Source organism: Aquitalea palustris (assembly GCF_003693445.1).
GTDB lineage: Bacteria > Pseudomonadota > Gammaproteobacteria > Burkholderiales > Chromobacteriaceae > Aquitalea > Aquitalea palustris.
This window is the reverse complement of record NZ_RFAR01000004.1, coordinates 61708-75275: the sequence shown is the minus strand read 5'-3', so window position 1 is coordinate 75275 and position 13568 is coordinate 61708. Positions and strand designations below refer to the sequence as shown.

Annotated in this window: 13 protein-coding genes; 2 read left to right on the top strand and 11 right to left on the bottom strand. The window is 61.1% G+C overall.

What is annotated here, in order from left to right; translation table 11 throughout:
• Positions 1 to 24: 24 nt before the first annotated feature.
• Both EAY64_RS01415 and EAY64_RS01410 read right to left on the bottom strand, forming a co-directional pair.
• Positions 25 to 735 (bottom strand): glutathione S-transferase C-terminal domain-containing protein, encoded by a 711-nt coding sequence (locus EAY64_RS01415; RefSeq protein WP_103522992.1) that lies wholly within the window; start codon positions 733 to 735, stop codon positions 25 to 27.
• A gap of 60 nt (positions 736 to 795) precedes the next feature.
• Entirely contained in the window at positions 796 to 2829 is a 2034-nt protein-coding gene (locus EAY64_RS01410; protein ID WP_103522991.1) for a prolyl oligopeptidase family serine peptidase, read from the bottom strand.
• 369 nt (positions 2830 to 3198) lie between these two features.
• On the opposite strand from EAY64_RS01410, the gene EAY64_RS01405 reads away from it, so the two are divergent.
• Positions 3199 to 3513: a fimbrial protein gene (locus tag EAY64_RS01405; protein WP_103522990.1), complete on the top strand. Its 315-nt coding sequence runs from the start codon at positions 3199 to 3201 to the stop codon at positions 3511 to 3513.
• Between the two features lie 75 nt (positions 3514 to 3588).
• Here the strand turns inward: EAY64_RS01405 and EAY64_RS01400 are convergent, their stop codons facing one another.
• The 3 genes from EAY64_RS01400 to EAY64_RS01390 form a co-directional block, all read right to left on the bottom strand.
• A complete protein-coding gene (locus EAY64_RS01400) occupies positions 3589 to 4359 on the bottom strand; it encodes an alpha/beta hydrolase (RefSeq protein WP_103522989.1) in 771 nt (256 codons plus the stop codon).
• Positions 4360 to 4409: 50 nt separating this feature from the next.
• Positions 4410 to 5438, bottom strand: coding sequence for a low-specificity L-threonine aldolase (gene ltaE / locus EAY64_RS01395; RefSeq protein WP_103522988.1), 1029 nt, complete (start codon positions 5436 to 5438; stop codon positions 4410 to 4412).
• A gap of 131 nt (positions 5439 to 5569) precedes the next feature.
• Positions 5570 to 5794 carry a hypothetical protein gene (locus tag EAY64_RS01390; protein ID WP_103522987.1) on the bottom strand — a complete coding sequence of 75 codons (225 nt, stop codon included), beginning with the start codon at positions 5792 to 5794 and terminating at the stop codon, positions 5570 to 5572.
• Positions 5795 to 6033: 239 nt separating this feature from the next.
• Here EAY64_RS01390 and tcdA point away from each other — a divergent pair, with 239 nt between their 5' ends.
• Entirely contained in the window at positions 6034 to 6819 is a 786-nt protein-coding gene (gene tcdA, locus EAY64_RS01385) for a tRNA cyclic N6-threonylcarbamoyladenosine(37) synthase TcdA (RefSeq protein WP_103523082.1), read from the top strand.
• A gap of 61 nt (positions 6820 to 6880) precedes the next feature.
• Here the strand turns inward: tcdA and EAY64_RS01380 are convergent, their stop codons facing one another.
• The 6 genes from EAY64_RS01380 to EAY64_RS01355 form a co-directional block, all read right to left on the bottom strand.
• Positions 6881 to 7621, bottom strand: coding sequence for a M48 family metallopeptidase (locus EAY64_RS01380; protein WP_103522986.1), 741 nt, complete (start codon positions 7619 to 7621; stop codon positions 6881 to 6883).
• A 144-nt stretch (positions 7622 to 7765) separates the two neighbouring features.
• Positions 7766 to 8758, bottom strand: a complete 993-nt coding sequence (gene oppF / locus EAY64_RS01375) for a murein tripeptide/oligopeptide ABC transporter ATP binding protein OppF (RefSeq protein ID WP_103522985.1) — start codon at positions 8756 to 8758, stop codon at positions 7766 to 7768.
• Positions 8751 to 9752 carry an oligopeptide/dipeptide ABC transporter ATP-binding protein gene (locus EAY64_RS01370; protein WP_103522984.1) on the bottom strand — a complete coding sequence of 334 codons (1002 nt, stop codon included), beginning with the start codon at positions 9750 to 9752 and terminating at the stop codon, positions 8751 to 8753. Before EAY64_RS01370 ends, oppF begins: the two co-directional genes overlap by 8 nt.
• A gap of 11 nt (positions 9753 to 9763) precedes the next feature.
• Entirely contained in the window at positions 9764 to 10678 is a 915-nt protein-coding gene (locus EAY64_RS01365; RefSeq protein WP_103522983.1) for an ABC transporter permease subunit, read from the bottom strand.
• A 15-nt stretch (positions 10679 to 10693) separates the two neighbouring features.
• A complete protein-coding gene (gene oppB / locus EAY64_RS01360; RefSeq protein WP_059285663.1) occupies positions 10694 to 11614 on the bottom strand; it encodes an oligopeptide ABC transporter permease OppB in 921 nt (306 codons plus the stop codon).
• Between the two features lie 176 nt (positions 11615 to 11790).
• Positions 11791 to 13410: a peptide ABC transporter substrate-binding protein gene (locus EAY64_RS01355; protein WP_103522982.1), complete on the bottom strand. Its 1620-nt coding sequence runs from the start codon at positions 13408 to 13410 to the stop codon at positions 11791 to 11793.
• Positions 13411 to 13568: the final 158 nt, after the last annotated feature.

Here is a 13568-nt window from a genome sequence, read left to right as displayed (position 1 = left end):
GTGCAAGAAACGCGCCAGTCATGTTCAGGCCGTCCAGTCGGGAAAGTATTGCCGGCGCAGCCGCTCGACATAAGCCTGCAGATTGGGATGCTGCCGCACCGCCTGCTTGCAGGGGGTGTCGCCCAGTGTGGCCAGCCAGGTCGACGCGAGAAAGGCAAACACCGTAGCATCCAGCCAGCTCGGAGCTGCACCCAGCATATAGGGCTTATCGCCCAGCAAGGTCGCCAGGCTGCTGATATCCAGCTGTAACAGCCGCTGGCGCTCGGCCGGGCTGAAGCGGCCCAGGCCCTGACCATGCAGATTGCCACGCACCTTGCGCCGGATCATGCGGGTGACGAGGCCACGCAGCAAAAATGGCAGGCGCTGGAAAAACAGCGCCGGCCCCAGCGCGAAGGTGGCGTCGTCCAGCCAGCGTTCATGTACCGCACACCAGTACAGATGATCGCTGCACAGGCACTCCACGCTCCAGGCCAGCGCCTTGTCGGTCTCCGACAGCCCGGCGTCCAGCGTGATGCCATGCCGCTCGGCCAGATGCAGGCGGATCAGTGTGGAATCCGGCACTTGCGTGCCGGCGTCGTCGATATAGGGCAGCTTGCCCTTGGGTGCACGGCGCATGCTGCCACGCAGCTTGCGATACGGCAGGCCGGATAGCTTGAGCAGCATCTCGGCCTTGATGACAAACGGGCTGGCATCGGGCAGGCCAAAGGCCGGGCCAAACACATACAAGGTGATCACGGGCGTCTCCTCGGCAGGAAACGCCCAGACTAGCACCAGCCAGGCGTCATGACGATGGCTTCAGTCCATCAGCCGCTGATACAGATACACCAGCACCCGCGCCAACTCTTCGGCAGTCTGCTGCTGGCCGGCATTGCCGGTATGGCCGCCGGCATCGGTTTCGATCAGCAGCGCGGCGTGGCCCAGCTCTTGCAGGCGCGCCACCATCTTGCGGGCATGGCCGGGGTGTACCCGGTCGTCGCGCGCACTGGTGGTAAACAGCGCCAGCGGATAGGCCGCCTCCGGCTTGATCTGGTGATAAGGCGAATAGGCGGCCAGCGCCGCCGCCTCTTCCGGATTGGCCGGATCGCCGTATTCGTCTATCCAGCTGGCACCAGCCAGCAGCTCGGTGTAGCGCAGCATGTCCAGCAGCGGCACTTCGCACACCACCGCCTTGAACAGCTCCGGCCGGCGCACCATGCAGGCCGCCACCAGCAAGCCGCCATTGCTGCCGCCTTCTATCCCCAGGCGGGCGGGCGAGGTCAGCCCGCTGGCAATCAAAGCTTCGGCCACCGCGCAGAAGTCGTCAAAGGAAACCGGGCGCTTGACCCCTTGCGCAGCCTGATGCCAGCCGGGACCGAATTCGCCGCCACCACGGATGCAGGCCAGCACGAAGGCCCCACCCTGCTCCAGCCAGTGTGCGCCAAAGTTTTCCACGTAGTAGGGCATCATCGGCACTTCGAAACCGCCATAGCCATACAGCAGGGTCGGTGTGCTGCCATCCAGCACCACATCACGGGCACGTACCACGAAATAGGGAATCGCCACCCCGTCCGGTGCCGTCGCCCAGCATTGCTCGGCGACAAAACGGCTGGCATCAAAGGCGGCAGGCTGCTGACGCAGGCATTCCTGCTGGCCACTGGCCACATCCAGCCGATACAGGCCGGTGGGATTAAGGAAATCGCTGAAGCTATAACACAGCACTTCGCTGTCCCAGGGTTGATCGGCAAACTCGATCACCCCGGAATCCGGCACCGGCAGGCTGCGCGGTTGCCACTGCGCGCCATGCAGGTCAAACGCCTGCAGACGGCTGCGCACATTGTCGATCAGGTTCACCACCACGCTGCTGCGGGTGGTTTCCACCGACTCGATGGCCAGGCGCGGCGCCGGCTGTACCAGGCACTGCACCACCCCCTCACCGCCCAGCAAGTGCTTCAACGGTACCGCCAGCAGGCTGCCGGCCAGATGGACCACCCCCTGCCACGACCAGTCTTCGGCCAGCTTGACGATGAACTGGCCATGCAGATAGCCCTCGATATCCGCCTTGGCCGGCAGTGGCAGCGGCCGGGTTTGCAGCTCGGCATCGATCAGATGGTAGGTCTTACTGTAAAAGCCATCAGCAGCCTCGATCAGGTCCAGCACCCCGTCCGTGCCATCCAGATAGCGCCAGGCCGCCACCATCATGGCCCCCTTGGGGGCAACAAACAGTTGCTGCCATTGATGCTGGCCATCGGCCGCCCGCTCCACCAGCCAGACTTCGCTGGGGTAGCCGGAACGCGTGAGCGGCGCGCCCTTCCAGCCCGGGCAGACAAACACGCTGTCCGGGTCACGCCAGGCGATATGGTTCTTGCCCTTGGGAAAGCGCAAGCCCTGCTCCACCCAAGCGGCGGCATCCAGATCGTATTCCCAGGCCAGGCTGGCATCTCCACCACCCTCGCTCAGATGCACCAGTACCCGCGTGGGTGCCACCGTGCAATGCGCCACCCCATCCAGAAACCAATCCTTGCCGGCCTCGGCCGCCAGTGCATCCACATCCAGCACCGTTTGCCACTCCTGCGCACCGGACTGGTAAGCCGCCAGCGTGCTACGCCGGTAAATACCGCGCGGATGGTGTTCGTCCTGATGGAAGTTGTACAGCCAGCCTGCGTGCTCGGAAAAGAAGGGGATCTGCCGCGTATCGCGCAGGTGCGCCAGGATGTCGCGCTGCAAGGGCGCATAGCGTGCATCGGTATCCAGCAGGGCCTGGGTGCGGCTGTTCTGCGCAGCAACCCATTGCAGGACAGCAGGATCGTCGAGGCTTTCCAGCCACAGGTGGGAATCGGGAAGGTGGGACATGACAGAACCAGAAATTCAGACAGGCGCACAGCTTAGCACCGACGCTCGGCAGCTATGAATCAAACACGCGACAAGCAGGCCAAGAAAAACCGTCCTTAAGGACGGTAATTTCCGTGCAAAAACTCTATTTTTTGCAAAAAGGTCAACACACCAGCCCTATTTACGTTCTAATTATTAAGTCATCAATGTCAAATAAAGGCATCTTTGTAAATGCACAACTCAAAGCTGCGATATTGATAGAAACCAATAAAAGAATTTATAGGAAAACACAAACAATCAAGGGCTGGCGGCAAATTGATTATTTTCCTATAAATCATTCAGAAATTTCTCTATCTATCAATCTATTTACTTAAAAATATTGGAAATGTCATGAAAAATATCCTGTTTGCCTGCGGCTTGCTTGTCCTGCTGTTCAGCCATGTGGCCTCGGCCAGCAGTGGCTCCCTTACTTTTCATGGCGCCATCGTCAATACACCCTGTACCATTCCGGCAGAAACCTGGATGAGCTATGCCCAGCACCCGACCGCCTACAAAATGGCACGCGAAAGCGCAGCCAATCCCGGCTGTGCCGGCCCGGCAGCCACCCAGTCGGTGAGGGTATCCCGCTACGTGCCGGCATCCCTGACCAGTACCAAGCTGATGATCAGTCCGGCCAAAGCCATCGTCACCGTGGTGTACGACTGAAACAGCAGGGCCAGCCCGGCGCATGGCCGCCCTCTCCGACACGGGAGCAGGCCACAGCGGCAAGCGGAACCCAGCTCAGGGCTGATGCTGTTTGATCCAGGTGGCGATCTGACCGATGACTTCATCCTCGATGCCGTTATAACCATGTGCAGCCCAGGCCTGGCAGGGGTCGCCCCGATCCTGTCCGCCATCAAATTCCAGCAGGGCACGCGGCTGGGCCTTGAGCAGCCCGTCCAGTATCGGCTGCACATTGGCCGGCAGACTTTCCTTGCACTGGTCATGCCGGTGCTGTACCAGCAATACCGGCAAGCTGAGCTGTGACAAATCCATGGCCGCGACATTGCCCCGGTCGTGATTGATGGTAGAGGTCAACACCAGCCCGGCCACGCGCGCTTGCAGGCGAATGCCGATGGCCGCAGCCGAGGTGGTGCCACGGCTGGTGCCCACCAGCCATACCGGCACAGCGGCCCGACGGCGCAGTTCATCGATCACCACGGCCATGTCTGCCGCATGCTCGGCGCTGCTGCGAAAATCGTTGCGGCTGATATTGTCCGGATGGTCGGATGGCGCATCCACCACCGCCACCTGAAAGCCCTGCTCCGCCCAGCGCTGGCGGGTCCTCACCAGAAAATTGCCGGCACCGGCGCGCAGCAGGCCGCTATCGCTCAGTTTCAGCGTGCCCTCACCACCGGTAAACAGGATCAGGCTGGCCACTGGCTTGCCAACAGGCTCCAGCAACAACAGGCGCTGCGTCACGCCCGGACGGGTGCTGAGCGTGAGCATCTGCTCATCGGCCAGCGCCCTGCCGCAACACAATGCCAACAACAAGATCAATACGCTTTTCATGCTGCCTCCCTCTGTTTTGCAGCCACCATCCGGCAGTGATCGGGCCCTGGTCAGTCGCTCAGCACCCGCTGGAACACTTCCAGTACCTTATCGATGGCTTCGCGGCTGACCTGCCAGTGCGTCACCAAGCGCATCCGCCCGGCCTCGGGCGGATTGGCCTTGATGCCGGCAGCACTCAGGGCGGACATCAGTTCGCTGCTATCAATATCGGCCAGCAAACGGAACCACACCATATTGATGTGCACATCGGCGATGTCGACTTCGATGCAGGGCATGCCGGCCAGTTGCTCGGCCAGGTAGCGGGCATTGGCGTGGTCTTCCGCCAGTCGCTGCGTCATCTCGGTCAGCGCCAGCAGGCCAGGTGCCGCCAGCACACCAGCCTGACGCCAGCCACCGCCCAGCAGCTTGCGATTGTAGCGGGCGCGGGCAATGAACTCGGCCGAGCCGGCCAGAATGGAACCCACCGGGGCGGCCAGCCCCTTGGACAGACAGCACATCACCGTGTCGGCATGGCGGGTGATGTCCTGCACATCGCAGCCCAGATACGTGGCGGCATTGAATACCCGTGCGCCATCCAGATGCACCGGCACGCCGTGGCGGCGGGCGATGTCGGCAGTGCGCTGCATGATGTCCAGCGGAATCACCCGGCCATTGCTATGGGCGTTTTCCAGGCAGATCAGCCCGGTTTTGGGCCAATGCACATCCTGCCCCACGCGGATGCGGGCTTCGATTTCCTGCGGATCCATCACCCCCTTGTCGCTGGCAATGGTGCGCAACTGCACGCCACCAATCACCGCCGCTCCGCCGGTTTCGTGCCAGACGATATGACAGTCGTCGCCCAGAATCACCTCGTTGCCACGCTGACAGTGGGTGAAGATGGCCAGCTGATTGCCGAAATTGCCGGTGGGCACAAACAGCGCGGCCTCCTTGCCCAGCAGCCGGGCGGCCAGGGTTTCCAGTTCGACCACCGTCGGGTCATCACCATAGACATCGTCGCCCACCACGGCATGGGCCATGGCGTGCCGCATGGCCCGGGTGGGTTGGGTAACGGTGTCACTGCGCATATCAATCCACTGCATGCTGTGCTCCTGCAAATGAAAGCGGCGGCCATATAGGCCGCCGTACGAGGAAATTTCTGAATCAGGCCCTGCCTGATTGTGCCAGCAAACGGGTTGCCGGGGGCAGTACGCAGATTGTGGGGATCACTCCATCAAGGTATTCGATATGCCTGCTTCAGCTCACTGACACGGCGCTGGGCTGCCAGCATGGCCGTGCTATTCATCGAGATGTCGCTGCCGCACTGGCAGCGCAGGGTATGGTCGGGGGACAGGGCTTTCAGATGATGGCGGTTTTCATGGCCGCACTGCACGCAGGCGATGACGACGGTGGCGTTGTAATGCTTGTCCAGGTCGATATCGAAACTCGGTAGCTTCATGGGAGACTCCCTTGAGATCACGGAGGCAGGCCCGATGCAGAGGAATGCTGCCATGCATTCTTGACGGACCCACAGACAAGGATAGGCAAGGGCCGGGAAAGTTCCAATAAATCAGCTGCTTGTTCTCAGTCCGTGGCCGCTTGCTGTTGCAGGCAGGACGCAGCCGTTTTCAGTCACAGCACTGGTCAGTCAGCCCGCGCTTGGTTATGCTTGGCCGTTTTTCCGTACCGGATGCCCCGATGTCGCACGATGCTGATCTTGAACGCCGCTTTGGCGGTATTGCCCGCCTGTATGGCGCAGAAGCGCTGAGCCGTTTCCAGCAGGCTCATGTCTGTGTGGTGGGGGTGGGCGGCGTGGGTTCCTGGGCGGTGGAAGCACTGGCACGCAGCGCCATCGGCCGCCTGACGCTGATTGATCTGGACAATATTGCCGAGTCCAACACCAACCGCCAGCTGCCGGCACTGGACCCGCATTACGGCATGGCCAAGGTGACGGCGCTGGCCGAACGCGTACATGCCATCAATCCGGCCTGCGTGGTGCAGGAAATCGAGGATTTCGTCACTGAAGACAATCTGGACGCCATGCTGGGCCAGGGCTTCGACTTCATCATCGACTGCATCGACAATCTGCGGGTGAAAACCGCCATGGCGGCCTGGTGCGTGCGTCGCCGTCAGCCGTTTATCGTGTCTGGCGGTGCAGGTGGCCAGATGGACCCGACCAAGATCAAGCTGGCCGATCTGGGCGAGGTGACTTACGACCCGCTGCTATCCAAGCTGCGCTACAACCTGCGCCGTTACCATGGTTTCCCGCGTGATGCCGGCAAGAAGCTGCAGGTTCCCTGCGTGTTCTCCACCGAACAGCTGGTTTACCCCGACACGCAAAGCTGTGACAGCGGCGAAGCCCGTGGTCCGCAGGGCCTGTCCTGCGCCGGCTTCGGTGCCGGCATGGTCGTCACCGCCAGCTTCGGGCTGGTGGCGGTGTCGCATGCACTCAAGCAACTGGCCAAGCCGGCGAAAAACCGCTAAGCCGTACTGGCAAACAAAAGGCCTCCACACGGAGGCCTTTTTTGCGACAGGCAGAAACTGATCAGTTGGCGATCAGCTTTTCCACCTTGGTGGCACGTTCGCCCGGGGCCGGGTGGCTGGCCAGCATGCTGCTGTCGTTGCCGTACAGCTCGGCCAGCTTGCGCAGGGCGGACGGTGCGCCTTGCACATTGTAGTTGTGGCGCTTGAGGAAGCCCACGCCATAGGCGTCGGCATCGCTTTCCTGCGATTGCGAGAACTGGGCATTGACGATGGCTTCGGCAAAGTTACCCAGGTCGGACTCGCTCAGCGCTGCGGCAGTACTGTTGCCACTGCTACCGGCGGCCTTGCGCGCCGCGGAAGCGGAGTAAGCCAGCTGCATGGCTTTCTTGACGTGGCCCAGCTTCACGTGGCCGATTTCATGGCCGATCACGAAGCGCACCTGATCGTCATCCATCTTGTCCAGCAGACCGCTGTATACCCGCACGGTGCCATCTGCCATGGCAAAGGCGTTCACTTCCTTGGTTTGGTAAACCTTGAAGTTCAGCTTGGTGCCGTCTTCGCTGTCCAGACCCTTGACGATCTTGGCCAGACGTTTGCCATAGGTGCTGGAGGCGGCGGCTACCTTGTTTTTCTTGTCCATGGCGGCGCTGGATTCAGCGGCCAGGTTCTTCACGTCGGCATCGCTCAGGGTGGCGGCCTTGAGCAGGTCGCTGCCGGAGCTGAGCATGCCGTTGAGGTCGAAAGCCTGGGCGGCGCCAGACAGGGACAATGCCAATACCAGGGCGAGGTGCAATTTTTTCATCACGAAATCCTGTTTTTTTAAAAAGCGCCAACATGCTAACGTAATTTTTTGTCAAATAACAAACTATGCGGTTAACACTGGTATAACAGACGGTAAAAAGCCCTGCATGCATATGCAGGGCTTTTGCTTTGCACAACAAGCTGATCAGGCCAGCAGGCAAGAACTCTGGCTCTGCTCACTGATACGGCGCAGCTGGATTTTCTCGGTGCCGCAACGCGCCTCGGCCTGCGGGCAGCGGGTGCGGAACACGCAGCCGGACGGAGGGTTGATCGGGCTGGGCAGATCACCCTGCAGGATCTGGATGACCTTGTTCTTTTCCAGCTGCGGATCCGGAATGGGAATGGCCGACAGCAGCGCACGGGTGTAAGGATGCGCCGGGGCATCGTACAAGGCATGCTTTTGCGCCAGCTCCATCTCGCGGCCCAGATACATCACCAGGATGCGGTCGGAAATATGCTTGACCACCGCCAGGTCGTGGGCGATGAAGATCAACGCCAGGCCCATCTCACGCTGCAGCTCTTTCAGCAGATTGATGATCTGCGCCTGGATCGACACGTCCAGTGCCGACACCGGCTCGTCGCAGATAATCAGCTTGGGTTCCAGAATCAGCGCCCGGGCAATGCCGATACGCTGGCACTGACCGCCGGAAAATTCGTGCGGATAGCGGTTGATCATCTGCTCGCGCAGGCCCACCCGCGCCATCATGGCGCGTACCCGCTTCATCACCTCGGCTTCCGACAGCTCCGGCTTGTGCACGCGCAGCGGCTCGCCAATGATGTGCGCCACCGTCATGCGCGGGTTCAGCGAGGCCAGCGGATCCTGGAAGATCATCTGGATATCCTTGCGCACCGCGTGCCAGTCCTTGTCCGTGCCACGGGTCAGGTCCTTGCCCATCCACACGATCTCGCCTGCGGTGGCCGGAATCAGGTTGAGGATGGCGCGCGACAGGGTGGACTTGCCGCAGCCGGACTCGCCCACCACACCCAGGGTTTCGCCGGCGTACAGGTCAAAGCTGACCCCGTCCACCGCCTTCAGCGTGCGTTTGGCGCTCCACGGCCACTTGCCGTCGCCCTTCACCTGGAAGTGCACCTTGACATCGCGTACTGACAGAATCGGCTGCTTGGCTTGTTCAGACATGGGCCACCTCCTGTGCTGCCTGCTGCAATTCGTCAGCCGGCTTGTGACAGGCGCGCAGCACCTGCGGATTCACGCTGCTGGCAGCCAGCGCCGGCAGTTCATCGGCACAGCGGCTGCTGGCGTGGGTGCAACGCTCGGAGAACGGGCAGCCCTTGGGCATTCTGGCCATATTGGGCGGATTACCGGGAATGCTCACCAGCTCGCTGCCATCGTGATCCAGTCGCGGCAAGGCGCCGAGCAGGCCGATGGTGTAGGGGTGGCTGGGCTGATAGAAGATGTTGTCGGCGCTGCCATACTCCATGGCGCGGCCACCGTACATCACCATCACTTTTTCGCAAAGGCCGGCCACTACCCCCAGATCGTGGGTAATCATCACGATGGAGGTACCGAAATCGCGCTGCAGCTCTTTGAGCAGGGTGAGGATCTGCGCCTGCACCGTCACGTCCAGCGCGGTGGTGGGTTCGTCGGCGATCAGCACTTCCGGCTCGCACAGCAGAGCCATGGCAATCATCACCCGCTGGCGCATGCCACCGGAGAACTCGTGCGGATACATATTGATACGGCGGGCGGCTTCCGGAATACGCACCGCGTCCAGCAGCTCGATGGCGCGCTTTTTCGCATCGCGGCGGCTGATGCCCTTGTGCAGTTCCAGCACCTCGGTCATCTGGCGTTCTACCGTCAGATAGGGGTTGAGCGAGGTCATCGGGTCCTGGAAGATCATCGCCAGCCGGTCGCCACGGATGCGATTGAGCTCGGCCGGGCTCATCGCCAGCAGGTTTTTGCCCTGGTACAGCGCCTCACCGCTGGTTTTGCCGTTACGCGCCAGCAGGCCCATCATGGCCAGCACGGTCTGGCTCTTGCCGGAACCGGATTCGCCGACGATGCCCAGGGTCTGGCCCTTTTCCAGCTCGAAACTGACGCCGTTGACGGCACTGACCACGCCGTCGTTGGTCTGGAACTGCACACCCAGATTACTTACTTTCAATAGACTCATCTGTTGCTACCTCAACGATCTTTCGGATCGAGCGCATCGCGCAGGCCGTCGCCGATATAGTTGGCGCAGTACAAGGTGACCGACAGCAGGCCGGCCGGGAACAGCAGAATCCACGGGCTGGCATCCATCACGCCGGCACCATCCTGAATCAGCACACCCCAGCTGGTCATCGGCTCCTGCACCCCCAGGCCCAGGAAGGACAGTACCGATTCGGTGAGGATCACGCCCGGCACGGTGACGGTGGTGTAGATCACCACGATGCCCAACAGATTGGGCACGATGTGGCGGAAGATGATCTTGGGGGTGGATACGCCAATGGCGTGCGCCGCTTCCACGTACTCCTTGGACTTGATCGCCAGCGTCTGGCCACGCACCACCCGTGCCATGTCCATCCACGAGAACACGGTAATGGTGAGCACCACCAGGTAGAAGTCACGGCCCAGCAGGGTCACCATCAGGATGGCGATCAGCAGGTAGGGCACGGCATACATCATGTCGACAATACGCATCATCAGCGAATCGACCTTGCCGCCGATGAAGCCGGCAGTGGCACCCCAGACAATGCCCAGCGCGACCGAGGCGATGGTGGCCAGCGCTCCCACCATCAGCGAAATGCGCCCGCCGATCAGGCAGCGCACCAGCAGGTCGCGGCCCAGCGCATCGGTGCCGAACCAGTGGGTATTGGCCAGCGTCGGGGCGATGCCCATGGCGTCCCAGTCGGTGTCTTCATAGGTGTGCGGCAACACCATCGGCCCGAAAATACAGGCCAGGGTGATCAGTGCCAGCACGATCAGGCTGAGCACGGCGGCCTTGTTGCGGAAAAAACGTACGCGTGCGTCGCGCCACAGGCTGCGGCCTTCCACGGCGGCATCGGCGAGGCTATTGTCCAGCGCCGCCGTCATGGCTTTCTGTTTGCTTTGCATCATGATTTTTGCTCCCGCTCAGTAGCGAATCTTCGGGTCCAGCAGCGCATAGGCCAGATCCACGAGCAGGTTGAGAACAACGGTAATCACCGTCACCAGCACCACCAGCCCCAGCACCAGGGTGTAGTCACGGTTGGCGGCGCCATTGACGATGAGCTTGCCAAGGCCGGGCAGGCCGAACACGGTTTCGGTGACCACGGCAGCGGTAATCGAGGAAATGGCCAGCGGGCCAATCACCGACACCACCGGCATCAGCGCCGGCTTGAGCGCATGGCGCAGCACGATGGTGCGCATCGGCAAGCCCTTGGCGCGGGCGGTACGGATGAAGTTGCTACCCAGCACCTCGATCATGCTGCCGCGCATCACGCGGCCGATGGTGGAGATGTTGATGAACACCAGCAGGGCAATCGGCAACACCATGTAGCGCAAGGAGAAATCATCCCAGCCGCCGGCCGGCAGCCATTCCAGGCCGATGGCAAACACCATCACCAGCACCGGGCCCAGCACGAAAGAAGGGAAAGCACCGCCGATATTGCCCAGCAGCATGACGAAGTAATCGATCAGGCTGTTCTGACGCAGTGCGGCGACAATGCCCAGCGCCACGCCGATGAACAGTGAAATAACGATGGCACCGCCACCGATGGCCGCCGATACCGGCAGGGCCTTGCCCACCAGATCGTTCACGCTCCAGTCGGCATAGCGGAAGGAAGCCCCCAGATCACCCTGCAGCAGGCTCTTGATGTAATACAGGTATTGCTGCCACAGGGGCAGATCGAGATGGTACTTGGCCTGCAGATTGGCCAGCACCGCTGCCGAAACCTTGCGTTCCCCGTCAAAGGGGCCGCCCGGCGTCAGGTGCAGCAACAGATAGCAAACGGTAATGACGGCCAGCAGCGTAGGAATGGTGGCCAGCACGCGTCGGAAAGTATAGGACCACATGGGGATACTCCAGCCGGGTGGCGCCCGCCAGCACAGTACGCGTCTGGTGAACGCGCCTGCAGGGCAAAGCTCCGGCATGATGCTCTACATCACAAGCCGGATGTCCGTCTGGCGGACATCCGGCCTCTGTTCAACCGGGGGCCGCAGCCCCCGCCTCTTGCATCGTTTCTTCAGGCTTAGTGCTGAATGATGTAGAGGTCCTTGCCGCGGTAGCGGTCCATCGGATTCTTGCCGTAGCCACCCACATAGGACTTCACCAGACGCGGTGCGGTGTATTGCAGCAGCGGAATCATCGGATAGTCATCCATGATCATCTTGACTGCCTGGGTGAACAGCTGCTTGCGCTTGGCCTGATCAGTGGTATCGCTACCCTGCTTGATCAGCGCTTCGGCCTTGGCATTGCAGTTCTTGTTGTCGTTCTGGTCGTTGTCGCACTGCACCAGCGCCAGGAAAGTGGTGGCGTCGTTGTAGTCGGCTACCCAGCCATTACGGGCGATCTGGTAATCGGCATCGTGACGCTTCTTCAGCAGCACCTTGAATTCCAGGCTTTCCAGCTCGGTGTTCAGGCCCAGCTTGGATTTCCATTCGGAAGCGGCAAAGATGGCCATCTTCTTGTGGTAGTCACTGGTGTTGTAGGCAAACTTCAGCTTGGTGCCAGGCTGTACACCCGCCTGGGCCAGCAGCTTCTTGGCCTCTTCCACCCGCTTGGCCATCGGCCATTTCGCCCAGTCGTAGCTGGTGACATCGGCGCCGGCAGTACCGGCCACGATGGCGCTATAAGCCGGAGCCTGGCCGTCGGCGGTCACTTTCTTGGCCAGTATGTCACGGTCGATCACCATGGACAGCGCCTTGCGCACGCGCACGTCCTTCAGCAGCGGGTCCTTGTTGTTCAGCGAGTAGTAACGCAGGCCCAGGAAAGGCGCATTGCGGATCTCCTTCGGATATTGGGCCTTGTACTTGTCGTAAGTGCCGGACGGCAGTTCCAGCACCCAGTCGTTTTCGCCGGACTCATACAGCTTCACGTCGGCATTGTGGTCTTCGATCGGCAGATAGGTGATCTTGGCCAGCTGTACATTTTTCAGATCCCAGTACTGCGGGTTCTTTTCCACCACCACCTTGCTGTTGACCTGCCAGTCCTTCAGCGCGAAAGCGCCGTTGGAAACCATCTTGCCCGGCTTGGTCCAGTCCTTGCCAAACTTGTCGATGGTGGCCTTGGGCAGCGGAGCCAGCTGGGTGTTGGCTACCAGCGACGGCATGAACGGTACCGGGTACGGGGTTTGTACTTCCAGCGTGTACTTGTCCACGGCCTTCACGCCCAGCGAGGAAGCCGGCTTCTTGCCTTCGGTGATTTCCTTGCCGTTCTGGATGAAGATGCCATAGGTGGAGGCATAGGGAGAGGCAGTCTTGGGCTCGACAAAACGCTGCCAGCCATACACGAAATCGCTTGCGGTCACGGCGGAACCATCCGACCACTTGGCATTCTTGCGCAGCTTGAATACCCAGGTGGTGGGGCTGGTCTGCTTCCACGACTCGGCCACGCCCGGCATCACCTTGCCAAAGCTGTCGGTGGCGGTGAGGCCTTCAAACAGGTCGGCGGTAATGGTGTTGGCCGGTACCGATTCGGCCAGTACCGGATCGAGCGATTCCGGCTCGGAACCGGTGTTGCGGGTCAGCTCCTGCTTGGCAGCCAGCTTGACACCAGCCGGCACCTGGGCGGCCATGGCGAAACCGGTCGTACCGGCCATTGCCAGGGCTACGGCTGCCGCGGCCACGCGCAGCGATTTATTGTGTGACATTCGCCTATTCTCCTGTTCTGTAGAGCCCCGCTTATTGCGGGTGCGCAAATTCTTTTATCCGAATTATGTCCGGAACTTCCCGTTTAACTGTCCGAAACGGGCCGGGCCATTATGCGCCAGCGTTTTTCAATTCTTCAAGTCTGAATCAGAACAATATG